Genomic DNA, 25,125 nt, shown 5'->3' with positions numbered 1-25,125 from the left:
GTCGTCAAGCAAGTTTTAGAAAAATATTTAATTATTACCGTCGCTTACGTGCTGACCCCGATTTTTGCTCAATTATTGAGCAGGTGGTACGTAGCCCTCGGCCTGGGCGTATTCCTCGCCGGAAAAGAACTTGTCCATTTCGCCCGCCAGGTATTTGCGGTCTTCGGCGTTCATCATGTTCAGGCGTTTTTCGTTGATCAGCAGGGTCTGGTGTTTAAGCCAGTCGCCCCAGGCTTTGGCGGAGACATTGTCGTGAATGTCCTGGCCCTTGGCGCCCGGGTACGGAGGGCGGTCCAGAGCTGGCAATTCTTCTTTGTACTTGCGGCACATTACGGTGCGGGTCATGACGACACTCCTGCATTCAATACGTCGGCCGCGCGCTTCAGCAGTTTCTTGACCGGGGCGGCAAGGCCCAGGCGCGGCGGGGTGGCGAGGTTATACCAGAGCCAGTCGGCCTCGGCCACGTGATGGGCCGATTCCTCGACCTGTACCAGCCAGGGTTCGATGGCCAGCTGGAAGTGGCTGAAGGTGTGGATCAGCCCCGGCAATTCCTGATGCTTGCCCAGTTCGAGCGCGTGTTGCTCGGCCAGGTGTTCGAGGTCGCCAAGGTCATCCAGCTCCGGCAGGCTCCACAACCCGCCCCACAGTCCGGTGGAGGGGCGGCGATAAAGCAGAATGGCGCCTTCGGTGTTGGCCAGCATTGGCATCAGTGTGCGTTTCTGCGGGATGGTCTTGCGCGGCTTGGGGATCGGGTAGCGCGTCTCCAGGCCGAGCATGTGGGCCTCGCAGCCTTTTTCCAGCGGGCACAGCAGGCAACTGGGTTTGCTGCGGGTGCAAAGGGTCGCGCCCATGTCCATCATTGCCTGGGTATAGGCGTTGACGCGTTCATGGGGCGTGAAGCGCTCTGCGGTGGCCCATAGCTGCTTGGCCACCTTGGGCTCGCCCGGGTAGCCCTCCTGCGCGGTAAAGCGCGCCAGCACGCGTTTGACGTTGCCATCGAGGATCGGCGCACGCAGGCCCATGCTCAGGCTGGCGATGGCGCCCGCGGTGGACAGGCCGATGCCGGGCAGTTCGGTGAGTTTTTCGACATCCCTGGGAAACTCGCCACCGTACTCGGCCACCACGATCTTCGCGGTCTTTTGCAGGTTGCGCGCCCGGGTGTAGTAGCCCAGGCCGGTCCACAGGTGCAGCACTTCGTCTTCCGGCGCGGCGGCCAGGGCTTCGACCGTCGGCAGCGAGGCCATGAACCGGTCGAAGTAATTGAGCACGGTGCTCACCTGGGTCTGTTGCAGCATGATCTCCGAGACCCACACCCGGTAAGGCGTGATGCCCTGTTGCCAGGGCAGGTCGTGGCGACCATGGCGGTCGTACCAGTCGAGTACGGCCTCTGAAAACTGCTCGTTTCTCATCGTTTGAACAGGCCTTTCAAAGCATCTTTGAGCTGCGGGTTGACCTTGTCGAGCTTCTCTTCCAGTTTCTCGTTGAGGCGATTGCCGGCGGCCTTGATGGCGACCTGGCCGAGGCCGTCCTTGTCCAGGCGGCAGGCCTTGGCACCCAGCTCCAGCGGGCCGCGGCAGCGCAGCGGCACTTCGATGTTCTGGAAGTTGGCACCGACCTGGCACGCCGGGTCCGGCACTTCGCGCTGATCGCCTTCGACAATGATGCCGACGCGGTAGTCCATGCCCAGTACGCGCAGGTCGACGTCACCGTTGCCGTTGACGGTCAGGCCCGGGATGCGCACTTTCAGGTCGGGGTTGCTGGCTACGCCATTGCGGAACGTGAGGTTGCCGCGCAGTTCCTCGAACGGCGTGTCCTTGCCCGGTGGCGTGCTGCTCAGGGTCTTGCGGTTGAGCAGGGCGATGCCGGTGCACACTTGTTGCTCAATATTGGCGTTGAGCAGCACGCCGTTGTTGATCACGAAGCTGGCGGTGCCGTTGAGACTGTCGATCAGCGCTTTCTGGCTGTTGCCGCGGCCGCTGAGGTTGCTGTCGAGGGTGACCTGGCCTTTCACCGGCGGGGTTTGCCCCTGGGCTTGCAGGATGCGTTCGACCGGCACTTGCCTGATATGGCTTTGCAACGCGAGCAGCGGAATATCCTGGCGCACGTCGAGCGTGCCGTTGGCCTGGAAGGTGCCGTTGTAGAGGCCGCCGCTGAGGGCGTCGAGCTTGAGCTGGCCGTCGATGCCGGAGGCTTTCAGCACGGCGTTCTGGATTGGCAGTTTGCTCAAGGTCAACTGACTAAAGGCAAGGTCGGCATTCACGTCGAGGGTACGCAGGCGGGTGAGCGGCAGCAGCTTGTCGGTGCTCCAGGCGCTTTTGGTCGGCGCGTCGGGCAGCGGCGTGGTGCCACCGGCAGCCATGGCCCCGGCTTCGCTGTTTTGCACTTCGGCCTGGCGGGCGGCGGTGGCGCCCTTGGCGGACTCGGACTTGGCCGGCAAATAGTTGTCGGCGTTGAAGGTGTCGCCCTTGAGCTGCATGCGCAGCGACTGTTTGGCGAAATCTTCCACGGCGATGCGGCCGGTGAAGGTGCTGCCGTCGAGCTTCAGGTTCAGGTCTTCGAGCGCCACGCTGGTGGGCGTGCCCTTCAGACGGCTGACCAGCTCGACCTTGCTCAGGCTGCCGTCGGCCATCGGCGGCAGCGGGTGGCCGACGCTGTCGAGGAATTTGGCGAGGTCGAATTGGGCGATGGACAGGGCGCCGCTGAGTTGCGGGGTCTTGTCCAGGTCGTTGACCTTCAGTTCGCCCAGCGCGCGCAGTTGGTTGGCCGACAGTTTCAGGTTGGTCCATTCGGCGATGTTCGCCGCCTGGTCCACCAGCAACTGGCCCTGGGTGGAGAAGGTCACGGTCTTGCCCTGCAGCGGCTCGCCGGTGGCTTCCCCGGAGATCTTCATGTCTTCGAACTGGTAGCGCTTGAGGGCGCGCTGGATGCGCAGGTTGCCGTTGAGCTCGGTCTTGACGCGCATCACCGGCTGGTTGCTGCCGAAGAACGCGGTGAGCTTCACCGGAATGCTTGCGCCTTCATGCACGGCGCCGGCGCTCAGCTGGATACTCTCGGCGCTGAACTGCTTGCCGGTCTGCTCATCGTTGTATTCGACGCGCGCGTTGTTGACGGTCAGGCTGTCGATGTCCAGGCGAATCGGCTTGGCCGGTTTCTCCGGTTCGGCCTCGGCCGCTTGTTCCGCCGGAGCAGGGGTGCCGGTGGTGGTCGCCACCGTCACGTTCTTGCCGATATCTTCCCAGTTGCCATGGCCCTGCTTGTCGCGGTTCAGGCGCAGGTTCAGGCCTTCGACCCGCACATCGCTCATCTGCACTTCGCGGCGCAGCAGGGGCAGCACGCGCACCGACAGGCCGAGCATCTGCAGATCGGCGAATGGCTGGGTCGGGGTGGTCAGGGTTGCCACGCTGGCGTCATGCAGTTCAAGACCGAGCCAGGGGAACAGGCTCCAGCCGATATCGCCATTGAGCGTCAGCTCGATGTGGGCCTTGTCGCGGGCAATCTGGCGAATCTCTTCCTTGTAGTCGTTGGGATCGAAGAGGTGGGTCAGGGCAAAGCCGAGAGCCACAATGATCAGCAACAGCCCGAGGAGTACCAGACCCAGGATTTTGCCGAACGCTTTCATGGGCGAGTCCTTGTATGTCGATTTCAAAATTTAGCCGCAGAGTATAACGCCCGGCGGCCTGAGTCAGTTCAGCGATCGTTACATTGTATCCAGATCGAGAAGAACAGGAATTTGGCGTCAGAAAAAACGAATTTCCTGAAAAAGTGATATCAGTTTGGTTTTTCTTGTCTCTACAGGTGCTAATCTCTGCGCGTTCGTCCGCCTTCTGCGACCTATCGTCGCGCCAAAATGGAGCTTTACTCGACCACCACGGCCACGCTTTGCGTGCAATGCCGAGGGGGAGAGCGCCTGACGGACACACACTAACAACTGGGGGAAACACCAATGAGCACAAAGCCTGCGTTCCTGTCCAAGGAGCGCATTATCGCCAAACCGGGGTTCAACCGCTGGCTGGTTCCACCGGCCGCCCTGGCCATCCACCTGTGCATCGGCATGGCCTACGGCTTCTCGGTGTTCTGGCTGCCGCTGTCCAAAGCGCTGGGTATTACTGCGCCGGTCGCGTGTGCACCGGACATGAGCTTTATCACGCAGGTCTTTTCGTCCCAGTGTGACTGGCCCATCTCCATGCTGGGCTGGATCTACACCCTGTTTTTCATTTTCCTGGGCTGCTCGGCAGCGATCTGGGGCGGCTGGCTGGAACACGCCGGGCCGCGCAAGGCTGGCGTTGTATCGGCCCTGTGCTGGTGCGGCGGCCTGTTGATTTCGGCGTTGGGTATCTATACCCACCAGATCTGGCTGATGTGGATCGGTTCCGGCGTGATTGGCGGTATCGGTCTGGGCCTGGGCTATATCTCGCCCGTTTCGACCCTGATCAAGTGGTTCCCGGACAAGCGCGGCATGGCCACCGGCATGGCGATCATGGGCTTCGGCGGCGGCGCGATGGTCGGTGCACCTCTGGCCGCAGCGCTGATGGGTCACTTCGCTTCGCCAACCAGCGTGGGCGTGTGGCAGAGCTTCCTGGTGATGGCTGCGATCTACTTCGTGTTCATGATCGGCGGCGCACTGTCCTACCGCGTACCGCCGACCGGCTGGAAGCCTGAGGGCTGGACGGCACCGGCGAAAAAAGCCAGCAATGCGATGATCACCCACCGTCACGTGCACGTGAACGTGGCCTGGAAAACCCCGCAATTCCGTCTGGTGTGGCTGGTGCTGTGCCTGAACGTTTCCGCCGGTATCGGCATCCTGGGCATGGCTTCGCCGCTGCTGCAGGAAGTGTTCGGCGGCAAGTTGCTGGGCGTGAATGTGCCGTTTGGCCAGTTGGATGCCGGGCAACTGGCGTCGATTGCTGCGATTGCGGCGGGCTTTACCGGTCTGTTGAGCCTGTTCAACATCGGCGGCCGGTTCTTCTGGGCGTCGTTCTCTGACTACCTGGGCCGCAAAAACACCTACTTCGTGTTCTTCGCCCTGGGCTTTGCCCTGTACGCGCTGATCCCGAACCTGGGGCACCTGGGCAACGTGGCGCTGTTCGTGGCGGCGTTCTGCGTGATCCTGTCGATGTACGGCGGCGGCTTCGCCACCGTGCCGGCTTACCTGGCTGACCTGTTCGGTACGCAAATGGTCGGTGCGATCCACGGTCGCCTGCTGACCGCCTGGGCTGCGGCCGGCGTGCTGGGCCCGGTGCTGGTGAACTACCTGCGTGAATATCAATTGAGCATTGGCGTTGAACGCGCTGCGGCCTATGACATCACCTTGTACATCCTCGCCGGTCTGTTGGTGCTGGGCTTCATCTGCAACCTGCTGGTGCGCCCGGTGGCCGACAAGTACTTCATGAGCGACGCCGAACTGGCTGCCGAACAGGCGCTGGGCCATGACAAGGGCGCTGATGCGTCCACCGTGCTGGAGTGGAAAGCCTCCCCTGGCAGCAAGCCGCTGGCGATTGCCGCCTGGCTGGTGGTGGGTATTCCGTTGGCGTGGGGTGTGTGGGTAACCCTGCAGAAGACGGCGGTACTGTTCCACTGATAACGCCGCAATAACTTGTGGGAGGGGGCTTGCTCCCGATGGCGATGGGTCAGTTGCCTATTTGCAGGCTGATCCGCCGCTATCGGGAGCAAGCCCCCTGCCACATTGGGGGTGCCGAGTTCGCATCAGCGGGTTCCAGTTGTATGCACATGTCTATCCCCGACACTCCATCAGTCTTATCCCCTCCGATGTTTCTGTTTGCCGCCCGCACCCCTATAATGGCCACCTTTTTCGCCCAATGATTTGCGGAGCTGGTGATGGTCGAACGTATGGCGTCCGTCGAGCGCGACACTCTGGAAACCCAGATCAAAGCCTCGATCAACCTGGATGGCACCGGAAAGGCCCGATTTGATATCGGTGTCCCCTTCCTTGAGCACATGCTGGACCAGATCGCCCGTCACGGGCTGATCGACCTGGATATCGTCAGCAAGGGCGACCTGCACATCGACGACCACCACACGGTGGAAGACGTGGGCATCACCCTCGGCCAGGCCTTTGCCAAGGCCATCGGCGACAAAAAAGGCATCCGTCGCTACGGCCATGCCTATGTGCCGCTGGATGAAGCGCTGTCGCGCGTGGTCATCGACTTCTCCGGTCGCCCGGGCCTGCAGATGCACGTGCCCTACACCCGCGCCACCGTAGGCGGCTTCGACGTCGACCTGTTCCAGGAATTCTTCCAGGGGTTCGTCAACCACGCACTCGTCAGCCTGCACATCGACAACCTGCGCGGCACCAACACCCACCACCAGATCGAAACCGTGTTCAAGGCCTTCGGCCGCGCGCTGCGCATGGCGGTGGAGCTGGACGACCGCATGGCCGGGCAGATGCCGTCGACCAAGGGCGTCCTGTAATGCAGACGGTCGCGGTTATCGACTACGGCATGGGCAACCTGCATTCGGTGGCCAAGGCCCTCGAACACGTGGGTGCCGGCAAGGTGCTGATCACCAGCGATGCCGATGTGATTCGCGAAGCCGACCGCGTGGTGTTCCCCGGTGTGGGCGCGATTCGCGACTGCATGGCCGAGATTCGTCGCCTGGGCTTTGACAGCCTGGTGCGTGAAGTCAGCCAGGATCGTCCTTTCCTCGGTATCTGCGTGGGCATGCAAGCCCTGCTGGATCGCAGTGAAGAGAACAATGGCGTCGACTGCATCGGCCTGTTCCCCGGCGATGTGAAGTTCTTCGGCAAAGACCTGCACGAAGACGGCGCCCACTTGAAAGTCCCGCACATGGGCTGGAACGAAGTGCGCCAGACGCTGGATCACCCGTTGTGGCATGAGGTGCCGGACATGGCGCGCTTTTACTTCGTGCACAGCTACTACATCGCCGCCGGTAAAGCCGGCCAGGTGGCAGGCGGCGGGCATTACGGCGTCGACTTCGCCGCCGCGCTGGCCGAAGGCTCGCGTTTTGCCGTGCAGTTCCACCCGGAAAAAAGCCATACCCATGGCCTGCAATTGCTGCAGAACTTCGCCGCGTGGGATGGCCGCTGGTAATGGCCAGGAAGGCCAAAGCACCGATCTTGACCCTCACGCCCGAGCAGGAGCGTGAGGCCACCGACAAGATCAAGCGCTTCATGCAGGACCGTTTCGAGCTCACGCTGGGCTCGTTCGAAGTGGCCGAGATTCTTGAGCTGTTCACCCTTGAGGTGGCGCCGCACTATTACAACAGGGCGATTTTCGACACGCAGACGCTCCTTAAAGAAAGGTTCGAAAGCCTCGAAAGCGACTTGTGGTCGCTTGAGAAACCCTGATTTCCCAAGCATTGCTGAATATCGAATAAGGTTTGCCAGATGCTGATTATCCCCGCTATCGATCTCAAGGACGGCGCTTGCGTACGTCTGCGCCAGGGCCGCATGGAAGACTCCACCGTGTTCTCCGATGACCCGGTGAGCATGGCCGCCAAGTGGGTGGAAGGGGGCTGCCGTCGCCTGCATCTGGTGGACCTGAACGGCGCCTTCGAAGGCCAGCCGGTCAATGGTGAGGTGGTCACCGCCATCGCCAAACGCTACCCCAACCTGCCGATCCAGATCGGTGGCGGTATCCGTTCCCTGGAAACCATCGAGCACTACGTCAAGGCGGGCGTGAGCTACGTGATCATCGGCACCAAGGCCGTGAAAGACCCTGCCTTCGTCGCCGAGGCCTGCCGCGCGTTCCCCGGTAAGGTGATCGTGGGCCTGGATGCCAAGGACGGTTTCGTCGCCACCGACGGCTGGGCTGAAATCAGCACCGTGCAGGTGATCGATCTGGCCAAGCAGTTCGAAGCCGACGGCGTCTCCGCCATCGTTTATACCGACATCGCCAAGGACGGCATGATGCAGGGCTGCAACGTGCCGTTTACAGCTGCGCTGGCCGCCGCGACGAAGATTCCGGTGATTGCTTCCGGCGGCATCCATAACCTGGGCGATATCAAGTCGCTGCTGGACGCCCGTGCGCCCGGCATCATCGGCGCCATCACCGGCCGTGCGATTTATGAGGGCACCCTGGATGTGTCCGAAGCTCAGGCCCTGTGTGATGGCTATGAGGCCAGCTTCAAGTTGTAAGCTGCAAGCTGCAAGTAAAAGCAGACCCGCTTCTACTTGCAGCTTGCAGCTCAAAGCTTGCAACTCTTATCGGAGATAAGCCCATGGCGCTGGCCAAACGCATCATCCCTTGCCTGGACGTCGACAACGGTCGCGTGGTCAAGGGTGTCAAGTTCGAGAACATCCGGGATGCCGGCGACCCGGTGGAAATCGCCCGTCGCTACGATGAGCAGGGTGCCGACGAGATTACCTTTCTCGACATCACCGCCAGCGTCGACGGCCGCGACACCACGCTGCATACCGTCGAGCGCATGGCCAGCCAGGTGTTCATCCCGCTGACCGTGGGCGGTGGCGTACGCACCGTGCAGGATATTCGCAACCTGCTCAACGCCGGTGCCGACAAGGTCTCGATCAACACCGCCGCAGTGTTCAATCCGGAGTTCGTCGGCGAGGCTGCGCAGCACTTCGGCTCGCAGTGCATCGTAGTCGCTATCGACGCCAAGAAAGTCTCGGGCCCCGGCGAAACCCCGCGCTGGGAGATCTTCACCCACGGCGGGCGCAAGCCGACCGGCCTGGACGCGGTGGAGTGGGCGATGAAGATGGAAGGCCTGGGTGCGGGCGAAATCCTGCTGACCAGCATGGACCAGGACGGCATGAAAAACGGCTTCGACCTGGGCGTGACCCGCGCCATCAGCGACGCGCTCGGCATCCCGGTGATCGCCTCCGGCGGCGTCGGCAACCTGCAGCACCTGGCCGATGGCGTGATCGAAGGCCACGCCAGCGCAGTGCTGGCGGCGAGCATTTTCCACTTCGGCGAATACACCGTTCCCGAGGCCAAGGCCTACATGGCCGCGCGCGGTATCGTGGTGCGCTAAACGCTGCTGGACAGCATGGCAGGCGCGCGGCACTCTCTGCGCTTGCCATGGATTCCGGTAGCCTACATGTTCAAACAACTCCTGCTTGCCACGTCCCTGCTGTTGGCTGGTGCGGCCCACGCCGACGAACCCTCTGACGCCGCGCTGGTGTTGCTGACGGAAAATTTTCCGCCCTACAACATGGCAAAAAACGGCAAGAACTTCGCCAGGGACGAGAACATCGAAGGCATCGCCGCAGATATCGTGCGCGAGACCTTCAAGCGTGCCGGCATTGCCTACAACCTTACCCTGCGGTTCCCCTGGGAGCGCATCTATAAACTCACCCTGGAAAAACCCGGCTACGGCGTTTTCGTGATGGCGCGCCTGCCCGAGCGTGAAGCGCTGTTCAAATGGGTCGGCCCCATCGGCCCGGATGATTGGGTGCTGCTGGCCAAGGCCGACAGCAGGATTGAGCTCAGCAGCCTCGAGCAGGCGCGCCGCTATAAAATCGGTGCCTACAAGGGCGATGCCATTGCCCAGACCCTGGACAGGCAAGGCCTAAAGCCGCTGGTTGTGCTGCGCGATCAGGACAATGCGCAACGACTCATGGACGGCCAGATCGACCTCTGGGCCACCGGCGATCCCGCCGGGCGTTATCTGGCGCGTCAGGTGGGCGTGACGGGGCTCAAGACCGTGTTGCGCTTCAATAGCGCTCAACTCTACCTCGCGTTGAACAAGAACGTGTCGGATGAACTGGTGGCGAAGCTTCAGGCCACGCTGGATCAATTGCGTAAAGACGGCGTGGTCGACGAGATCATGGCGCGCTACCTTTAACCTGCAGTCACCAGCTCCCACGACTGCAGCACGGCAATCAGCGGGACAAACACGGTCAAAAATGTGGGAGGCTCCGCCAAGTCTTCGACTTAGCGCTGTCGCGCAGCAAACTGGGGCCTCTGTGGCGAGCGGGCTTGCCCCGCGTTGGGGTGCGAAGCGCCCCCAATCAAGCAAAACGCGGTGTACCTGATACGGCTCAGCGCCTGGTTTTGGGGCTGCTGCGCAGCCCAACGCAGGACAAGCCTGCTCGCCACAGGGAATCTGCGCTTGACTGAACGGCATTGGGGCAAGCCCGCTCGCCACAGGAATGTGGCTGACTGAAACTTCAGGTTTTAAAATCAATACGTTATTTTGTGTTTGATAAGAGCTGGCTTGCCTGCGAAGGCGTCGGCCCGGTAAACATGGATGCTGACTGACGCACCGCTTTCGCAGGCCAGGCACACCGCCGCTCACATAGGGGTCTGCTCTTAACTGAATAGCATTAGGGCAATCCTGCTCCCACAGTGGTATGTCGCCATCTTGTCTAACGGTACTGGCCGTTCTTGCCATGGCCGCCCATGGCCTGATTGCTGCGCAGGCTGATCATCGATTTGATATCGATCCATTCGACGCCTTGTGCCTTGAGCCGGGGCAGTTCACGCTCCAGCACCGCCAGGGTTTGTGGATAAGGGTGGCCGATCATCACCACCGATCCCTGCTTGTGCGCCAGCTTGATCGCGGTTTGCAGTTGGGTGGTGATGGCCGCTTCGGTGCGTTCGTCATCCAGAAACACATCCCGCGAGACACTGGCCAGGCCAATCTTTTGCGCCTCGGCGGCGGCAACGGTCTGCGCGCTGGTGCGGCTGTCGACAAAGAACTTGTGACGACGCTGCAGCTCGCCCATCAGCCAGGCCATCGCCTGCGGCTGGGCGGTCATGCGGCTGCCCATGTGATTGTTGATGCCGGCGGTGAAAGGCACGGCTTCGAAGGCGGCGTCCAGGCGCTTGCCGAGTTCTTCGATGGGCAATTCAGGGTGCCAGGCGAACGGGCCGGTGGCCGGGTCCATGGGCATGTGCAGGATCACGATCTTGCCGGCCTTGTGGGCTTCGCGGGCGAATTCGGCGGCGTGGGGCGTGTCGGGCATGATCGCGGTGGTGACCGGCCCAGGCAGGGCCAGCACACGCCGATCCCGTGGCAGGTTTTGCCCCAGGTCGTCGATGATCAGGGTCAGGTAGGCCTTTTGAGATTCGCCGGCAGGCGTCGCGTGGGCGACACCTGCCAGGCTGCACAGCACGGCGATAATCAGGGCAAGGCGCATATCAACGGTTGCGCGTGATGCTCAGGCCCTTGAGCAGGCTCAACGCCTGGGCCAACTGGTAGTCGTCGTCCTGTGGCATCGGCTTGGCTTTGGCGCCGCTGCCGGTAGGCTGGTCGGCGCCGCCGTTGCCATTGCCCAGGTGACCTTGCAGGTCGGCCTCCTTGTAATACTCGCTGTCGATCTCGTTGGTGATCTTGGCCTTGCGCACCTCAATGTCCGGCACGATGCCCTGGGCCTGGATCGAGCGCCCGTTCGGCGTGTAGTACAGCGCAGTGGTGATTTTCAGGGCGCGCTCGTTGTTCAGCGGCAACACGGTTTGCACCGAGCCCTTGCCGAAGCTGGTGGTGCCCATCAGCACGCCGCGCTTCTGGTCCTGCAGGGCACCGGCGACGATTTCCGAGGCCGAGGCGCTGCCGCCGTTGATCAGCACGGCCAGTGGCACGTTTTCGCTGAGGTCGTTACCGGTGGCCGAGAAACGCAGCTCGGAATTGGCGATGCGGCCCTTGGTGTAGACGATCAGGCCCTTGGTGATGAAGTGGTCGACCACTTCCACCGCCGATTGCAGCACGCCGCCCGGGTTGTTACGCAGGTCGAGCACGATGCCGTTGAGTTTCTTGCCGTTGTCCTTGCGCAGCTTGGCCAGGGCCTTGGCCACTTCGTCGCCGGTCTTGACCTGGAACTGAGTGATCCGGATGTAGCCGTAACCCGACTCCAGCAATTGGCTCTTCACGCTCTTGACCGTGATGGTCGCGCGGGCCAGGGTCACGTCAAACGGGTTGCCGCCGTCGCGCACCAGGGTCAGGGTGATTTTCTGGCCAAGCTTGCCGCGCATCTTGTCGACGGCTTCGGTCATGGTCTGGCCGCGGGTGGGCTGGCCGTTGATCTTGACGATCAAGTCGCCGGCCTGGATGCCGGCCTTGGACGCCGGGGTGTCGTCGATTGGCGAGACCACTTTGATCTGGCCGTCTTCAGCGCCCACCTCAATGCCCAGGCCACCGAACTCACCGCTGGTGCTTTCCTGCAGCTCGGCGAAATCTTCCGGACCAAGGTACGCAGAGTGCGGGTCGAGGTTGCTGAGCATGCCCTTGATGGCATTTTCCAGCAGGGTCTTGTCGTCTACCGGTTCGACATAGGCTGCCTTGATGCGGTCCATGACCTCGGCAAAGGTGCGCAGCTCGTCCAGCGGCAACGGCGCCTTGGTGGTCGCGGCAGAGGTCGCGGCTGTGGCGGCGGGTGCGGCCGCAGCGGCCTGATCGGCGAAAGCCAGCGGCGCGCCGGTCACCAGGGCGATCGTCAGGGCCAGCGAAGTGAGGCGGGACAAATGCAGCATGTCGAACGAACTCCTAATGTAGGTACGGCCCTATCCTTGGGAACGGCACCATTGTGCAGGGTCGCTCGGGCGGCCCTGCTGACGAATAGCGAAGTACAGCGCCGGGGTGTCCTGGCCACCACTGTTACCCACAGTGGAGATGGATTCACCGGCTTTTACAACATCACCTGCCGACTTGAGTAATGTCTGATTGTGGCCGTAAAGGCTCAAATAGCCATTGCCGTGGTCAAGAATCACCAGCAGGCCAGCGCCGCGCAGCCAATCGGCGAACACCACGCGCCCACCGTGAACGGCGTGGACCTGGCTGCCGGCAGCGGCGCTGATCATCACGCCATCCCACTTGGCGCGGGTGTCATCGCCACGGGTTTCACCAAAGCGTGCCAGTAATCGACCATCAACCGGCCATGGAAGTTTGCCGCGTGCTGAAGCAAAAGGGCCGCCGAACGACTCGCCGGTGCTGGAAACCAGCGGGCCGGGCGCTGCACGCGCCGGTTTACGCGGCGCTGGCGCGTCGGTGGTGGCCGCCTGTTCGGCCTCACGCTGGCGCTTTTTTTCGGCTTCCTGCTGGGCGATCAGCGCTTTTTGCCGCGCCTCTTCAGCCTCGCGAGCCTGGCGGGCCAGGGTTTCCTCGATGGTTTTGAGCACCTTGGCCAGGTCGGCCTGGTCCTGCACGCGGGCCTGCAACTTGGCGTCGCGGGCCTTGACGTCGTCGTTGAGTTTGGCAAGGGCCAGCTGGCGTTCCTTGCGTACCTTGTCGAGCTGGTCACGCTGGGTATCGAGGACGGTTTTCTGGTCGAGCAGCTGCGATTGCTGGTCGGCGATTTCCTGTTCGACATTGGCCAATTGGCGCAGGGTTTCGTTGAACCCTTTCAATTGCTCCAGCCGCGCTTTGCTCAGGTAATCGTAATAGGTCAGGGTGCGTGCGAATTTCTCGGGGTTCTGCTGATTGAGCAGCAGCTTGAGGTATTCCTGGCGGCCGCTCTGGTAAGCGGCGCGGGCCTGGATCGCAATCAGGCGTTGCTGTTCAACGCGTGCGCTCTGGAGTTTTTTTTTCTCAGCGTCGAGTCGCTCCAGTTCCGACTCGCTCTTCTTTAGTTCTTTTTGCAGCTCCTGGACTTGCTTCTCCAGCTTGCCCATCTCGGTTTCCGTACCGCGCAGGTCTTTCTGCACCCCGGATTTTTCTTCCTGGAGTTTGCCGAGCAGTTTTTTCAGCTCGGTAATGTCCTGACGCGTAGCGTCCAACTGTTGTTGGGTTTGTGCGCGCTCATCGGCAAACGCCGGTTGGAGCAGGCAGACAAGAGCAAGGGTAATCAAGGCGCGAAGCATAGAGGCGGGCGACACCAGGGAAATGGACGGCCTAGTATGCCCGCCAAGCGCGGCAAAAAAAACGCCCAATTCGGGCTGGAAGGCAAGATAGGTTCCGAGTGGCGCCGGTATGGCAATAGGACATCTTCTAAACACTGGAGATCCAATGTGGGAGGGGGCTTGCTCCCGATGGCGGTGTGTCAGCTAAATATAGGCTGGCTGAGCCACTGCTATCGGGGGCAAGCCCCCTCCCACATTGTTTCGCGGCGCTTTTTAGATCAAACCAGGATCGAAGTCCCGGTCATCTCCACCGGCTTCTCCAGCCCCATCAGCATCAGCATGGTCGGCGCCACATCTGCCAGTACGCCGCCGTAACGCACCTTGAAATCGCGCTTGCCCACATAGATGAACGGCACCGGCTCGGTGGTGTGGGCGGTGTGGGCTTGACCGGTAGATTCGTCGGACATCTGCTCGCAATTGCCGTGGTCGGCGGTGATCAGGGCTTCGCCGCCGACCTTTTCCAGCGCATCCACAATGCGACCCACGCACAGGTCCAGGCATTCCACGGCCTTGGTCGCCGCTTGCAGGTTGCCGCTGTGGCCGACCATGTCGCCGTTGGCGTAGTTGACCACGATCACGTCATAACGCTGGTGCTCGATGGCATCGACGATTTTGTCGGTCACCTCAGGCGCGCTCATTTCCGGCTGCAGGTCGTAGGTGGCCACTTTTGGCGATGGGATCAGGATGCGTTCTTCGCCCGGGAATGGTTCTTCACGCCCACCGGAGAAAAAGAAAGTTACGTGGGCGTACTTCTCGGTCTCGGCGATGCGCAGCTGGGTCTTGCCATTTTTGGCCAGGTAATCGCCCAGCACGTTGTCCAGGCTGCTCGCGGCAAAGGCGGCGGGGGCCGGGATGCTGGCGGCGTATTGGGTCAGGCCCACGTACTGGACTTTGGGCTGGCGCGCGCGCTCGAACTCCTTGAAGCCATCTTCGACGAACACGCGGCTCAGCTCGCGGGCGCGGTCGGCGCGGAAGTTCATGAATACCACGGCGTCGCCGTCTTCGACCTTCACCGGCTCGCCGATGGTGGTGGCCTTGACGAACTCGTCGCTCTCGCCACGCGCATAGGCAGCTTCAAGACCTTGCTGGGCGGTGGCGGCATTGAATTCGGCCTGGCCGTCGACGATCAGGTTGTAGGCCTGGGCGACGCGGTCCCAGCGGTTGTCGCGGTCCATGGCGAAGTAGCGCCCGACCAGGCTGGCAATGCGGCCCTTGCCCAGGGCGGCGAAGGTGGCGTCCAGCAGTTCGATGGACGATTGCGCGCTTTTTGGCGGAGTGTCGCGGCCATCGAGGAAGGCGTGCAGGTAGATCTTCTCGGCGCCGCGCTTGAAGGCAAGCTCGGCCATGGCGACCAAGTGGTCCTGATGGCTGTGTACGCCGCCGTCGGACAGCAGGCCCATGAAGTGCACGGCCTTGCCGGCGGCCACTGCTTTATCGACCGCTGCGCAGATGGTCGGGTTCTCGAAGAACTCGCCGTCGCGGATCGCTTTGGTGACGCGCGTGAAGTCCTGGTATACCACTCGTCCGGCGCCGAGGTTCATGTGGCCCACTTCCGAGTTGCCCATCTGGCCGTCCGGCAGGCCCACGTCCATGCCCGATCCGGAGATCAGGCCGTTGGGCACAGTGGCGGTCAGGCGGTCCAGCACCGGCTTGCGCGCCGCGTATACCGCGTTGTCGTGGTGGCTTTCACTGTGTCCGAAGCCATCGAGAATTATCAGGACCAAAGGTTTAGGCGTGGTAGTCATAGATCCTCTCGCGGCGGTAATAAAGGAAGGCGTTTGAAAAGTGAGTGGCAGTTTAAAGCGAAGTTCAGACTGAGTCACCGCTTTACAGGGGTTGGCCCCCCCTGACGGCTGTGTATACTTACCGCCATTTTAACGCCCTGGAACCTCCTTGATGGTTGATCACCTGATTGCATTTGCCACTGCCCACTATCTGCTCGTGGGTGCTTTCGTCATCCTGCTGGCGCTGCTGATCGCTCACGAGATGAGCCGTGGTGGCCGCAGCCTGAGCACGTCGGAGCTGACCTCGCTGGTCAACAAGGACGAGGCCGTCGTGGTGGACATTCGCCCGGCCAAGGATTTCGCCGCCGGCCACATCGTCGGTGCCCTGAACATTCCTCAGGACAAGCTGATCGCGCGCCTGCCCGAGCTGGAAAAGCACAAGGCCAAGACCATCATTCTGGTCGATGCCCAAGGCCAGCACGCCGGCACCCACGCTCGCGAAATGCTCAAGCTTGGTTTCACCGCCGCCAAGCTGTCTGGCGGTATCGGCAGCTGGAAGGCCGATAACCTGCCGCTGGTGAAGTGATATGAGCCAGGTTGTCGTGTATTCCAGCGATTGGTGCCCTTACTGCATGCGGGCCAAGGCCTTGCTGGAGAAGAAGGGCGTTGCCTTCGAAGAGATCAAGGTCGACGGCAAACCCCAGGTGCGCGCCGAAATGGCCCAGAAGGCGGGGCGCACGTCCGTGCCGCAGATATGGATCGGCGCCAAGCACATCGGTGGTTGCGACGACCTGTTTGCCCTTGAGCGCGGCGGCAAGCTCGATGCGCTGCTCGCCTGACTCCCAACCCCTAACAGCCCCAAGATCAAGGACCTGCGATGACTGACCAACAGAACACCGAAGCAGCAGAAGCCCAAGGCCCACAATTTTCGCTGCAGCGCATCTACGTGCGTGACCTGTCGTTCGAAGCGCCGAAAAGCCCGGCCATCTTCCGTCAGGAATGGACCCCAAGCGTTGCGCTGGACCTGAACACCCGTCAAAAGGCGCTGGAAGGTGACTTCCATGAAGTCGTGCTGACCCTGTCGGTTACCGTCAAGAACGGTGAAGAAGTGGCCTTCATCGCTGAAGTGCAACAGGCCGGTATCTTCCTGATCCAGGGCCTGGACGAAGCGTCCATGAGCCACACCCTGGGCGCGTTCTGCCCGAACATCCTGTTCCCGTATGCCCGTGAGACCCTGGACAGCCTGGTTACCCGTGGCTCGTTCCCGGCGCTGATGCTGGCTCCGGTGAACTTCGATGCGCTGTACGCGCAAGAGCTGCAGCGCATGCAACAGGAAGGCACGTCGACCGTTCAATAAGTCGATGCTGTAAAAATGTGGGAGGGGGCTTGCCTCCGATTGCAGTGGGTCAGCTACAGATAAGCTGGCTGATCCACAGCTATCGGGGGCAAGCCCCCTCCCACATTTGTTATGTGTGTTATTTGAAACCGAGTTGGCGCCAGCCTTCGTACACGGCGACGGCTACGGTGTTGGACAGGTTCAGGCTGCGGCAGCCCTCGCGCATCGGCAGGCGCAGGCGATGACCCTCGGGCAGCGCGTCGAGCACCTCGGCCGGCAGGCCACGGCTTTCCGGGCCGAACAGGAACGCGTCGCCGTCGGCAAAGCTGGCATCATGGAAGGGCCGCGAACCCTTGGTGGTGAACGCGAACAGCCGGGGGTGGCCCAGGCTTTCCAGGCAACTGGCAAGGTCGGCATGGCGCTTGAGCGTGGCGTACTCGTGGTAGTCCAGCCCGGCGCGGCGCAGGCGCTTGTCGTCCATGTCGAAGCCCAGAGGCTCGATCAAATGCAGGTGGCAGCCACTGTTGGCGCACAGCCTGATAACGTTGCCGGTATTCGGCGGAATTTCTGGTTGAAAAAGGATGACGTGAAACATGCACGGCTCCGAAGGCAAAGATGCGCTGCATTCTACCCCTGAAGACGATCCGAGGCCGAAGCTATTGCCGCGTGTGATGGGCTCTTTGGCCATTGTCGGCCTGATGGTGGGGTTGATGATTGGTCGCCTGACCATTCCGGATCCGGTGGAGTTGCTGCGGGTGGAGACTGTCGCTGACGGCGTCGTGGTGTGGTTCAACCGCGAACCCAAGCTGCATGGCGAACACATCGACGGCACCGTGGCACTGCTGTTCGGCGCGCGGGGCAAGTCTGCCGGAGGACAGTTGCAGGTCAATGAAAGTCTGGTGAACTGGCGCGTGCGCAAGACCGATGGTGGCCTGCTGCTGAACCTGGTGTCGGCTCGGCCGTTGCGCGGGGAGTGGAAGGGCGAGTCGTTCGACGACCGCTGGCGGTTGGAGGTCCATCTCCAGGAGCAATAAAAGAGGGAGTTCCCGGCCTGCCTGTACCAGGGCTCCCAAAACAGGGTGAAGCCATAGGCTTCGGTGTTAAAGAGGGGATTCTCGGCCTGCCTGTACCAAGGTCCCCGAAACTGGGTTGTACAAGGGTTATTGCAGGGCGCGTGCCAGAGTTTGCATGGTTTGCTAAAAACGTTCGCCATAAAGCGCAAAGCCCCGGAATACGGGGCTTTGGTGTTTTCAGCTTTAAACTTTTTTTCAATGGGTCTGGTTTTTGGGCGCGGTGTTCATGCCCGATGCCGGTTCATGGTGCATTGAAGCGGTGCACGTTCCGAATGTGTATGCAGATCCAAGTGTGGGAGGGGGCTTGCTCCCGATTGCGGTGTGTCAGCTAAAGATAAGCTGACAGAAACACTGCCATCGGGAGCAAGCCCCCTCCCACACTTGAACGGTGATGGATGCTGAAAAGTATCAGGCGTCATCGCCCTCGTCGTCGTCTCCACCGTCCACCTTCATGCCCAGTTCCTTGATCTTGCGCGTCAGGGTATTGCGTCCCCAACCCAGTAACACCGCCGCGTCGCGACGACGCCCAGCCGTATGCTTGAGCGCGGTTTCGATCATGATCCGCTCGAACGCCGGCACCGCACTGTCCAACAGGTTCGACTGGCCGCGTGCCAGCGCCTGGTCGGCCCATTGGCGCAGGGCCTGTTCCCAGTTGGTCACCGGGGCCGAATCCTGCGGCAGGCTCAGCAATTCCGGCGGCAGGTCGCTGATATGCACTTCGCGCCCGGACGCCATCACCGTGATCCAGCGGCAGGTGTTTTCCAGCTGGCGCACGTTGCCCGGCCACGGCAGGTTCTTGAGGTATTCCTCGGTCTCGGTTTTCAGCAACTTCGGCTCAACCGCCAGCTCAAGGGCAGCGCGGCTGAGGAAGTGGCGCGCGAGGGTGGGGATGTCTTCGCGACGGTCCGACATGCGCGGAATATGGATGCGGATCACATTGAGGCGGTGGAACAAGTCCTCACGGAATTTGCCCGCATGCACCAGGGTTTCCAGGTTCTGGTGGGTCGCAGCGATGATGCGCACATCCACCTTGACCGGCGTGTGTCCGCCAACCCGGTAGAACTCGCCGTCCGCCAGTACGCGCAGCAGGCGGGTCTGGGTATCGGCCGGCATGTCGCCGATCTCATCGAGGAACAGCGTACCGCCGTCAGCCTGTTCGAAGCGTCCGCGACGCAAGTTGGCCGCGCCGGTGAACGCGCCTTTCTCGTGGCCGAACAGTTCGGATTCCATCAGGTCCTTGGGAATGGCGGCCATGTTCAATGCAATGAACGGCGACGCTGCCCGTGGGCTGTGACGGTGCAGGGCGTGGGCCACCAGTTCCTTGCCGGTGCCCGACTCGCCGTTGATCAGCACGGTGATGTTGGAATGGCTCAAGCGGCCGATGGCGCGAAACACTTCCTGCATCGCTGGCGCTTCGCCGATGATTTCCGGGGTGCGGGTCAGGGCCGGTGGCGCTTCCTGATTCTGCTGTTCCTGGGCGTGCTGGTTGGCGCGTTTGACCAGCGCCACCGCCTCGTCCACGTCGAACGGCTTGGGCAGGTATTCAAAAGCCCCGCCCTGATAGGAGGCGACAGCGCTGTCCAGGTCCGAATGCGCGGTCATGATGATCACCGGCAGGCGCGGGTGCTGCTCACGAATCCGCGCCAGCAGGTCCAGGCCACTGGCGCCGGGCATGCGGATGTCGGAGATGATCACGTCGGGCTGCTGACGCGCCAGGCGGCTCATGACGCCGTCGGCGCTGTCGAAGCTCTGGGTGGTCATGCCTTCCTGTTGCAGGGCTTTCTCCAGGACCCAGCGGATAGAACGGTCGTCATCGACGATCCAGACAGTTTCACTACGGCTCATGTCGATGGGGCTCCTTGTTCCAGTGGCAGAAAGATCGAGAACGTGGTGTGGCCGGGATGGCTCTCACATTCGATCAGGCCCTGATGCTGGCTGATGATGTTCTGGGTAATGGCCAGGCCCAGTCCGGTACCGTCCGGACGGCCGCTGACCATGGGAAAGAAAATGGTGTCCTGCAGGTCCGCAGGAATGCCCGGGCCGTTGTCGATGATCTCGACCTTGGTGACCAGGCGATGGCGTATGTGGCCAATGGTGAACTGGCGCAACGCGCGGGTGCGCAGGCTGATGCGGCCCAGGCGCAACTCGTTCTGGCTGCTGATGGCCTGCATGGCATTGCGCACGATATTGAGTACCGCCTGGATCATCTGTTCGCGGTCGATCAATACGTCGGGAATGCTCGGGTCGTAGTCGCGCACCAGCGTAATGCAGCCCTGGCTTTCGGCCTCGACCAGTTGGCAGACGCGTTCGAGCACTTCGTGCACGTTGGTCATCGCCAGGGACGGCAGCTTGTTGGAACCGAGCATGCGGTCCACCAGATTGCGCAGGCGGTCGGCCTCTTCAATGATGACGTTGGTGTAGTCCTTGAGATGCTCCTCGGGCAGCTCGCGCGCGAGCAACTGCGCCGCGCCGCGAATACCGCCGAGGGGGTTCTTGATCTCATGGGCCAGGCCGCGCACCAGCATCTTGCTGGTTTCCTGCTTGGACAGCTGGGCTTCTTCCTTGGTGATGCGCAGCAAGCGATCACGCGGGTGCACTTCCAGCAGCAGCAGCGTGGCGCCGTTGCTCAGGATGGGGGTTACGGCGTAGTCGACGGTCAGCGTCTGGCCGGTGAGGGCGGTGAGCATCGCTTCGCGCTTGGTAAACGGGTGTGCCTGCTCGACCGCCTGGCGCAACGAGCTCAGGGCTTCGGCGGACTCGGTGAACAATTCGCTGATGAACTGCCCATGGCTGCGCTGGCCGCTGATGGCCAGGAGCATCTCCGCCGCGGGGTTCATGTACTCAAGGCGCAAGTCGGCATTGAGCAGGATGGTCGCGGTGGTCAGGTTGTCGAGTAACAAACGGTGCAGTGCATCGCTGATGGTCATCAGGACCTCTTTTGGAGCAGGGCGCAGGCTTGAGGCACACGCTGATACAAGGAAAATGCAAAAACCAAACCAAGGCTCCGAAAAGAAGCGCGCAGGCCCTGAAATAGGGGGTTCAGGCGCGAAACTGTGGCGTTCTGCCAGCTTGAACGGGAAGTTTCGAACCAAAATGGGGTCGGCGAATGGGTAGGGTGCAAACTGTCGCACTAATATAGTGCGATTTTGTGAAGGTTGTTCAGGAAGGTGTCAGAGAGGGTCCTGAATGCATACAGTCCAATGTGGGAGGGGCAAGCCCCCTCCCACATTTTTAATCGGGTTACAGGCCTAGCCTTTGTAGATGCACAACTCGGCCGTGGCGCGGATCATCGCCAACTGGCGCAGCGGGTCGTTGAGCGGTTCATGCACGGCTTCGGCCAGCCATTGCGGGCACTGCGGATCCGTGCGCTGAGGGGTGAAATCAGCCAGTTGCTTGAGCAGGGTCTTTTGCAGCTCATCCAATTGCGGGCGGATTTGCTTGACCAGGTCAGGGCGCGGATCGTCGGGCGCCTTGCCCTGGAACTGCCAGTCGGACAAGTGGGTGTACTGCACCAGTTTGTTCGCTTCGATCTGTGCCGAGAAGAACTGCTCGGCGGCGGCAGGGTCGAGTTTGTAGCTCGGTGCCTGGGCGACAACGCTGGCGATCACTTCCTGCTCGCGCTTCCTGTCTTCCACAGGCTTGTGGCTGTCCCACTTGCTCAGGGCTACCTGGTCGGCGATCTCCAGACGCTCGGCGATGCTGTTGAGCAGCGGCTCAAGGGTGGGCGGCGCGGCACTGGCGGTGGCGCTGGCAAACATCAAGGCAAACAAAAAACGTACTTTCAAAGGTGATCTCCTTGTGGGAGGGGGGCCTGCTCCCGATGGCGGTGGGTCAGGTTATACAGGTATTGCCTGACACTCTGCCATCGGGGTATGCCCCGTCCCGCATTCTTCATGCTCAGGCAAAAAAAAGACCTCCGGAGGAGGTCTTTTTTCATCACGCCGCCTTAGGCGGCGCTACCGGATCAGCAGCTGTAGTACAGCTCGTATTCCAGTGGGTGTACGAAGGTGCGCACCTTGATTTCTTCAGCGCTCTTGAGCTCGATGTAGGCATCGATGAAGTCGTCGCTGAACACGCCGCCTTTGGTCAGGAACGAACGGCCCTTGTCCAGCTCTTCCAGGGCCTCTTTCAGGCTGCCGCACACTTGCGGGATTTCCTTGGCCTCTTCAGGCGGCAGGTCGTACAGGTTTTTGTCGGCGGCGTCGCCAGGGTGGATCTTGTTCTGGATGCCGTCCAGGCCAGCCATGACCAGCGCAGCGAAGGCCAGGTACGGGTTGGCTGCCGGATCCGGGAAACGTGCTTCGATACGGCGAGCGCGCGGGCTGGACACGTAAGGAATACGGATCGAGGCCGAACGGTTACGGGCCGAGTAGGCCAGCATGACCGGCGCTTCGAAACCTGGGACCAGACGCTTGTAGGAGTTGGTCGACGGGTTGGTGAAGCCGTTCAGGGCCTTGCCGTGCTTGATGATGCCGCCGATGAAGTACAGGGCGGTGTCGGACAGGCCGGCATAGCCTTCGCCGGCGAAGGTGTTCTTGCCATCTTTGGCGATGGACAGGTGAACGTGCATGCCCGAACCGTTATCGCCGTACAGAGGCTTTGGCATGAAGGTCGCGGTACGGCCGTAGGCAACGGCGGTGTTGTGTACGCAGTATTTCAGGGTCTGAACTTCGTCAGCCTTGGCTACCAGGGTGTTGAACTTCACACCGATTTCGTTCTGGCCGGCAGTGGCCACTTCGTGGTGATGCACTTCGATGACCAGGCCCATGTCTTCCATGGCGTTGCACATGGAGGTACGGATTTCGTGGTCGTGGTCGAACGGTGGCACCGGGAAGTAGCCGCCTTTGATGCCTGGACGGTGGCCATGGTTGCCGCCTTCCACGTCCTGGTCGGACATCCAGGAGCCCTGCTCGGAGTAGATTTTGAACATGGAACCGGAGATGTCGGACTTGAACTTCACTTGGTCGAAGATGAAGAACTCTGGCTCCGGGCCCACGAATACGGTGTCACCGATACCGGTCGACTTCAGGTATTCCTCGGCACGCTTGGCGATCGCACGTGGGTCGCGGTCGTAGCCTTGCATGGTCGAAGGCTCGATCACGTCGCATACCAGGATCAGGGTAGGCTCTTCGGTGAACGGGTCGAGGACGGCAGTGCTGTCGTCCGGCATCAGGATCATGTCGGAAGCTTCGATGCCTTTCCAGCCAGCAATGGAGGAACCGTCGAACATTTTGCCTTCTTCGAAGAAAGCATCATCCAGCGCGTCGCGAGCCGGCATGGTCACGTGGTGCTGAGTGCCTTTTGTGTCCGTGAAGCGCAGATCAATCCATTTAACGTCATGATCTTTGATGAGTTGAACCGACTTCGACATGGTGTCCTCCGGGTGGCTTCGGGCTGGGGTAGTGGAATTAGCCCTTAGAATGTGGGTGATGCCGGCGCGGATAGTCCGCCATGGCAACCTGCCTCACAAGAGAGCAAATTGCATGCCAGTGCGCCAACATGGGTTTTGTGCTCCAAATGCGACCCTATAAAGGTGCATAACGACAAATGGCAAAAAGGTGCGCACTGCAATGTAGCGTTGCCAAGTGAAAATGCACGCATTTAGTGCGTTGCAAGTGCGGTGCATATTAACTGGTTAAACCTTGAGCGATTTCCGCTATAATCCGCGCCCCCCTTTTTCAGCAGGCCCGGCACGCGCTGTTTCCATGAAATTAATCGTAAAAGTCTTCCCTGAAATCACCATCAAGAGCCGACCGGTACGGATGCGCTTCATCCGTCAGTTGGCCAAGAACATCCGTGCCGTGCTCCGCGATCTGGACCCGGCTGTGGTGGTCAACGGTGTGTGGGACAACCTCGAGCTGGAAACCCGCCTGACCGACGCCAAAGCCCTGAAGGACATGACCGAGCGCCTGAGCTGCATGCCGGGCATCGCGCATTTTCTGCAGGTGGACGAGTACCCGCTGGGCGACTTCGATGACATCACCGAGAAGTGCAAACTGCACTTTGGCGATGAGCTGGAAGGCAGGATTTTTTCGGTACGCTGCAAGCGCGCCGGCAAACATCCGTTCAGCTCCATGGATGTGGAGAAATACGTCGGCAGCAAGCTGCGTCGCGAGTGCGGCGCGGCCGGAATCTCCCTCAAAGCGCCGCAAATTGAAGTGCGCATGGAGATTCGCGACCAACGGTTGTTTGTGATCCACAGCCAGCACAACAGCATCGGCGGCTACCCGCTGGGCGCCCTGGAACAGACCCTGGTGCTCATGTCCGGTGGTTTCGACTCCACGGTGGCGGCCTACCAGATCATGCGCCGCGGCCTGATGAGCCACTTCTGCTTCTTTAACCTGGGCGGGCGTGCACACGAATTGGGCGTGATGGAAGTCGCGCACTTTATCTGGAAGAAGTACGGCAGCTCCCAGCGCGTGCTGTTTGTGAGCGTGCCGTTTGAGGAAGTGCTGGGCGAAATTCTCGCTAAAGTCGATAACAGTCATATGGGCGTGGTTTTGAAGCGTATGATGTTGCGCGCTGCGTCCCGCATTGCCGATCAGTTGCAGATCGACGCGCTGGTGACCGGCGAAGCGATCTCCCAGGTGGCCAGCCAGACGCTGCCCAACCTGTCGCTGATCGACTGCGTGACCGAGAAGCTGGTGTTGCGCCCGCTGATCGCCAGCCACAAGCAGGACATCATCGACCTGGCCGAAGAAATCGGCACCGCCGATTTCGCCAAGCATATGCCGGAATACTGCGGGGTCATCTCGGTGAACCCCAAGACCCACGCCAAGCGCAACCGCGTGGAGTATGAAGAACAACAGTTTGATATGGCGGTTCTGGAGCGTGCGCTCGAGAACGCCAAACTGGTCCCGATCGATCGCGTGATCGACGAGTTGGGCCAGGATGTGCAGATCGAAGAAGTCAGCGAAGCCCTGGCCGGTCAGATCGTCGTCGATATCCGTCACCCGGATGCCGCCGAGGATGAGCCGCTGGAAATCGCCGGCATCGACGTACAAACGCTGCCGTTCTATGCATTGAACGCGCGTTTCAAGGAACTGGATAACAGCCGTCAGTACCTGCTGTATTGCGACAAAGGCGTGATGAGTCGCCTGCATGCCCACCATTTGCTCAGTGAGGGGCATGCCAATGTGCGCGTTTATCGACCGAGCTAAGAGCCCGGGGCTGTTTGCCTGTGGCCTGCGTCACCGGCCCCCCGACTCTGCCGTCAAGCT

At 61.2% G+C, this 25,125-nt stretch carries 24 protein-coding genes; 12 read left to right on the top strand and 12 right to left on the bottom strand.

The annotated features are described in order from the left end of the window. Positions 1-72: 72 nt before the first annotated feature. From ACXX81_RS21030 to ACXX81_RS21020, 3 genes are read right to left on the bottom strand one after another with little or no spacing between them, the layout of a single operon-like run. Positions 73-345, bottom strand: coding sequence for an oxidative damage protection protein (locus ACXX81_RS21030; RefSeq protein ID WP_231422694.1), 273 nt, complete (start codon positions 343-345; stop codon positions 73-75). Continuing rightward, positions 342-1,409: an A/G-specific adenine glycosylase gene (gene mutY, locus ACXX81_RS21025; protein WP_231422695.1), complete on the bottom strand. Its 1,068-nt coding sequence runs from the start codon at positions 1,407-1,409 to the stop codon at positions 342-344. Before mutY ends, ACXX81_RS21030 begins: the two co-directional genes overlap by 4 nt. Continuing rightward, a complete protein-coding gene (locus ACXX81_RS21020) occupies positions 1,406-3,619 on the bottom strand; it encodes an AsmA family protein (protein WP_458572322.1) in 2,214 nt (737 codons plus the stop codon). Before ACXX81_RS21020 ends, mutY begins: the two co-directional genes overlap by 4 nt. A 324-nt stretch (positions 3,620-3,943) precedes the next feature. Here ACXX81_RS21020 and ACXX81_RS21015 point away from each other — a divergent pair, with 324 nt between their 5' ends. The 7 genes from ACXX81_RS21015 to ACXX81_RS20985 all read left to right on the top strand — a co-directional run bounded on the left by ACXX81_RS21015 (position 3,944) and on the right by ACXX81_RS20985 (position 9,780). Continuing rightward, positions 3,944-5,578 (top strand): OFA family MFS transporter, encoded by a 1,635-nt coding sequence (locus tag ACXX81_RS21015; RefSeq protein ID WP_209987433.1) that lies wholly within the window; start codon positions 3,944-3,946, stop codon positions 5,576-5,578. 257 nt (positions 5,579-5,835) lie between these two features. Beyond that, positions 5,836-6,429 carry an imidazoleglycerol-phosphate dehydratase HisB gene (gene hisB, locus ACXX81_RS21010; RefSeq protein WP_003237513.1) on the top strand — a complete coding sequence of 198 codons (594 nt, stop codon included), beginning with the start codon at positions 5,836-5,838 and terminating at the stop codon, positions 6,427-6,429. Further along, positions 6,429-7,067, top strand: coding sequence for an imidazole glycerol phosphate synthase subunit HisH (gene hisH / locus ACXX81_RS21005; protein ID WP_057008572.1), 639 nt, complete (start codon positions 6,429-6,431; stop codon positions 7,065-7,067). The genes hisB and hisH overlap by 1 nt, the downstream gene beginning before the upstream one ends. Further along, complete coding sequence (locus ACXX81_RS21000; RefSeq protein ID WP_231422697.1) at positions 7,067-7,324, top strand: DUF2164 domain-containing protein; 258 nt, start codon at positions 7,067-7,069, stop codon at positions 7,322-7,324. The genes hisH and ACXX81_RS21000 overlap by 1 nt, the downstream gene beginning before the upstream one ends. A gap of 39 nt (positions 7,325-7,363) precedes the next feature. Continuing rightward, positions 7,364-8,113, top strand: a complete 750-nt coding sequence (gene hisA / locus ACXX81_RS20995) for a 1-(5-phosphoribosyl)-5-[(5-phosphoribosylamino)methylideneamino]imidazole-4-carboxamide isomerase (RefSeq protein ID WP_231422698.1) — start codon at positions 7,364-7,366, stop codon at positions 8,111-8,113. An 83-nt stretch (positions 8,114-8,196) separates the two neighbouring features. After that, positions 8,197-8,967: an imidazole glycerol phosphate synthase subunit HisF gene (gene hisF / locus ACXX81_RS20990; protein WP_003171107.1), complete on the top strand. Its 771-nt coding sequence runs from the start codon at positions 8,197-8,199 to the stop codon at positions 8,965-8,967. Positions 8,968-9,033: 66 nt separating this feature from the next. Beyond that, complete coding sequence (locus ACXX81_RS20985; protein ID WP_231422699.1) at positions 9,034-9,780, top strand: substrate-binding periplasmic protein; 747 nt, start codon at positions 9,034-9,036, stop codon at positions 9,778-9,780. A gap of 523 nt (positions 9,781-10,303) precedes the next feature. Here the strand turns inward: ACXX81_RS20985 and ACXX81_RS20980 are convergent. From ACXX81_RS20980 to gpmI, 4 genes are all read right to left on the bottom strand, one after another. Beyond that, entirely contained in the window at positions 10,304-11,077 is a 774-nt protein-coding gene (locus ACXX81_RS20980) for a divergent polysaccharide deacetylase family protein (protein ID WP_209987442.1), read from the bottom strand. A 1-nt stretch (position 11,078) separates the two neighbouring features. Continuing rightward, complete coding sequence (locus tag ACXX81_RS20975; protein WP_231422701.1) at positions 11,079-12,407, bottom strand: S41 family peptidase; 1,329 nt, start codon at positions 12,405-12,407, stop codon at positions 11,079-11,081. Between the two features lie 30 nt (positions 12,408-12,437). After that, the gene (locus ACXX81_RS20970) at positions 12,438-13,733 is read right to left on the bottom strand and encodes a murein hydrolase activator EnvC family protein (protein WP_209987446.1); all 1,296 of its coding nucleotides are present in this window, start codon (positions 13,731-13,733) and stop codon (positions 12,438-12,440) included. Positions 13,734-13,990: 257 nt separating this feature from the next. Beyond that, complete coding sequence (gene gpmI / locus ACXX81_RS20965; RefSeq protein ID WP_458572321.1) at positions 13,991-15,517, bottom strand: 2,3-bisphosphoglycerate-independent phosphoglycerate mutase; 1,527 nt, start codon at positions 15,515-15,517, stop codon at positions 13,991-13,993. A 151-nt stretch (positions 15,518-15,668) separates the two neighbouring features. On the opposite strand from gpmI, the gene ACXX81_RS20960 reads away from it, so the two are divergent. The 3 genes from ACXX81_RS20960 to secB are packed head-to-tail and all read left to right on the top strand — an operon-like array spanning position 15,669 to position 16,853. Beyond that, the gene (locus ACXX81_RS20960; RefSeq protein ID WP_003237494.1) at positions 15,669-16,082 is read left to right on the top strand and encodes a rhodanese-like domain-containing protein; all 414 of its coding nucleotides are present in this window, start codon (positions 15,669-15,671) and stop codon (positions 16,080-16,082) included. A 1-nt stretch (position 16,083) separates the two neighbouring features. Then, positions 16,084-16,335, top strand: coding sequence for a glutaredoxin 3 (gene grxC, locus ACXX81_RS20955; protein WP_209987449.1), 252 nt, complete (start codon positions 16,084-16,086; stop codon positions 16,333-16,335). Between the two features lie 38 nt (positions 16,336-16,373). Continuing rightward, positions 16,374-16,853: a protein-export chaperone SecB gene (gene secB / locus ACXX81_RS20950; protein WP_057008561.1), complete on the top strand. Its 480-nt coding sequence runs from the start codon at positions 16,374-16,376 to the stop codon at positions 16,851-16,853. A gap of 118 nt (positions 16,854-16,971) precedes the next feature. On the opposite strand, the gene ACXX81_RS20945 is transcribed toward secB, so the two are convergent. Then, a complete protein-coding gene (locus ACXX81_RS20945; protein ID WP_209987451.1) occupies positions 16,972-17,427 on the bottom strand; it encodes a tRNA (cytidine(34)-2'-O)-methyltransferase in 456 nt (151 codons plus the stop codon). Between ACXX81_RS20945 and ACXX81_RS20940 the strand changes: the two genes are divergently transcribed. Further along, on the top strand, positions 17,426-17,866 hold the full coding sequence (locus tag ACXX81_RS20940; protein WP_458572320.1) for a hypothetical protein: 441 nt from the start codon (positions 17,426-17,428) through the stop codon (positions 17,864-17,866). The two genes, ACXX81_RS20945 and ACXX81_RS20940, sit on opposite strands and share 2 nt — an antisense overlap. 447 nt (positions 17,867-18,313) lie before the next feature. Here the strand turns inward: ACXX81_RS20940 and ntrC are convergent, their stop codons facing one another. From ntrC to glnA, 4 genes are all read right to left on the bottom strand, one after another. After that, on the bottom strand, positions 18,314-19,750 hold the full coding sequence (ntrC, locus tag ACXX81_RS20935) for a nitrogen regulation protein NR(I) (protein ID WP_057008558.1): 1,437 nt from the start codon (positions 19,748-19,750) through the stop codon (positions 18,314-18,316). Further along, complete coding sequence (gene glnL / locus ACXX81_RS20930; protein WP_003237475.1) at positions 19,747-20,832, bottom strand: nitrogen regulation protein NR(II); 1,086 nt, start codon at positions 20,830-20,832, stop codon at positions 19,747-19,749. Before glnL ends, ntrC begins: the two co-directional genes overlap by 4 nt. A gap of 321 nt (positions 20,833-21,153) precedes the next feature. After that, the gene (locus ACXX81_RS20925) at positions 21,154-21,690 is read right to left on the bottom strand and encodes a chorismate mutase (protein WP_458572319.1); all 537 of its coding nucleotides are present in this window, start codon (positions 21,688-21,690) and stop codon (positions 21,154-21,156) included. 179 nt (positions 21,691-21,869) lie between these two features. Continuing rightward, positions 21,870-23,276: a type I glutamate--ammonia ligase gene (glnA, locus tag ACXX81_RS20920; RefSeq protein WP_057008556.1), complete on the bottom strand. Its 1,407-nt coding sequence runs from the start codon at positions 23,274-23,276 to the stop codon at positions 21,870-21,872. A 334-nt stretch (positions 23,277-23,610) separates the two neighbouring features. Between glnA and thiI the strand changes: the two genes are divergently transcribed. Then, entirely contained in the window at positions 23,611-25,065 is a 1,455-nt protein-coding gene (gene thiI, locus ACXX81_RS20915) for a tRNA uracil 4-sulfurtransferase ThiI (RefSeq protein WP_209987462.1), read from the top strand. The last annotated feature ends 60 nt before the right edge of the window (positions 25,066-25,125 follow it).

Source organism: Pseudomonas sp. GNP013 (genome assembly GCF_054343995.1).
The sequence above is the reverse complement of the archived record's forward strand: the minus strand, read 5'-3'. Positions and strand labels throughout refer to the sequence as shown.

What these genes read in the sequence shown, in the direction of transcription:
- ACXX81_RS21030 (WP_231422694.1), bottom strand. Translation starts at nt 345, where the DNA reads ATGACCCGCACCGTAATGTGCCGCAAGTACAAAGAAGAATTGCCAGCT.
- mutY (WP_231422695.1), bottom strand. Translation starts at nt 1,409, where the DNA reads ATGAGAAACGAGCAGTTTTCAGAGGCCGTACTCGACTGGTACGACCGC.
- ACXX81_RS21020 (WP_458572322.1), bottom strand. Translation starts at nt 3,619, where the DNA reads ATGAAAGCGTTCGGCAAAATCCTGGGTCTGGTACTCCTCGGGCTGTTG.
- ACXX81_RS21015 (WP_209987433.1), top strand. Translation starts at nt 3,944, where the DNA reads ATGAGCACAAAGCCTGCGTTCCTGTCCAAGGAGCGCATTATCGCCAAA.
- hisB (WP_003237513.1), top strand. Translation starts at nt 5,836, where the DNA reads ATGGTCGAACGTATGGCGTCCGTCGAGCGCGACACTCTGGAAACCCAG.
- hisH (WP_057008572.1), top strand. Translation starts at nt 6,429, where the DNA reads ATGCAGACGGTCGCGGTTATCGACTACGGCATGGGCAACCTGCATTCG.
- ACXX81_RS21000 (WP_231422697.1), top strand. Translation starts at nt 7,067, where the DNA reads ATGGCCAGGAAGGCCAAAGCACCGATCTTGACCCTCACGCCCGAGCAG.
- hisA (WP_231422698.1), top strand. Translation starts at nt 7,364, where the DNA reads ATGCTGATTATCCCCGCTATCGATCTCAAGGACGGCGCTTGCGTACGT.
- hisF (WP_003171107.1), top strand. Translation starts at nt 8,197, where the DNA reads ATGGCGCTGGCCAAACGCATCATCCCTTGCCTGGACGTCGACAACGGT.
- ACXX81_RS20985 (WP_231422699.1), top strand. Translation starts at nt 9,034, where the DNA reads ATGTTCAAACAACTCCTGCTTGCCACGTCCCTGCTGTTGGCTGGTGCG.
- ACXX81_RS20980 (WP_209987442.1), bottom strand. Translation starts at nt 11,077, where the DNA reads ATGCGCCTTGCCCTGATTATCGCCGTGCTGTGCAGCCTGGCAGGTGTC.
- ACXX81_RS20975 (WP_231422701.1), bottom strand. Translation starts at nt 12,407, where the DNA reads ATGCTGCATTTGTCCCGCCTCACTTCGCTGGCCCTGACGATCGCCCTG.
- ACXX81_RS20970 (WP_209987446.1), bottom strand. Translation starts at nt 13,733, where the DNA reads ATGCTTCGCGCCTTGATTACCCTTGCTCTTGTCTGCCTGCTCCAACCG.
- gpmI (WP_458572321.1), bottom strand. Translation starts at nt 15,517, where the DNA reads ATGACTACCACGCCTAAACCTTTGGTCCTGATAATTCTCGATGGCTTC.
- ACXX81_RS20960 (WP_003237494.1), top strand. Translation starts at nt 15,669, where the DNA reads ATGGTTGATCACCTGATTGCATTTGCCACTGCCCACTATCTGCTCGTG.
- grxC (WP_209987449.1), top strand. Translation starts at nt 16,084, where the DNA reads ATGAGCCAGGTTGTCGTGTATTCCAGCGATTGGTGCCCTTACTGCATG.
- secB (WP_057008561.1), top strand. Translation starts at nt 16,374, where the DNA reads ATGACTGACCAACAGAACACCGAAGCAGCAGAAGCCCAAGGCCCACAA.
- ACXX81_RS20940 (WP_458572320.1), top strand. Translation starts at nt 17,426, where the DNA reads ATGCACGGCTCCGAAGGCAAAGATGCGCTGCATTCTACCCCTGAAGAC.
- ACXX81_RS20945 (WP_209987451.1), bottom strand. Translation starts at nt 17,427, where the DNA reads ATGTTTCACGTCATCCTTTTTCAACCAGAAATTCCGCCGAATACCGGC.
- ntrC (WP_057008558.1), bottom strand. Translation starts at nt 19,750, where the DNA reads ATGAGCCGTAGTGAAACTGTCTGGATCGTCGATGACGACCGTTCTATC.
- glnL (WP_003237475.1), bottom strand. Translation starts at nt 20,832, where the DNA reads ATGACCATCAGCGATGCACTGCACCGTTTGTTACTCGACAACCTGACC.
- glnA (WP_057008556.1), bottom strand. Translation starts at nt 23,276, where the DNA reads ATGTCGAAGTCGGTTCAACTCATCAAAGATCATGACGTTAAATGGATT.
- thiI (WP_209987462.1), top strand. Translation starts at nt 23,611, where the DNA reads ATGAAATTAATCGTAAAAGTCTTCCCTGAAATCACCATCAAGAGCCGA.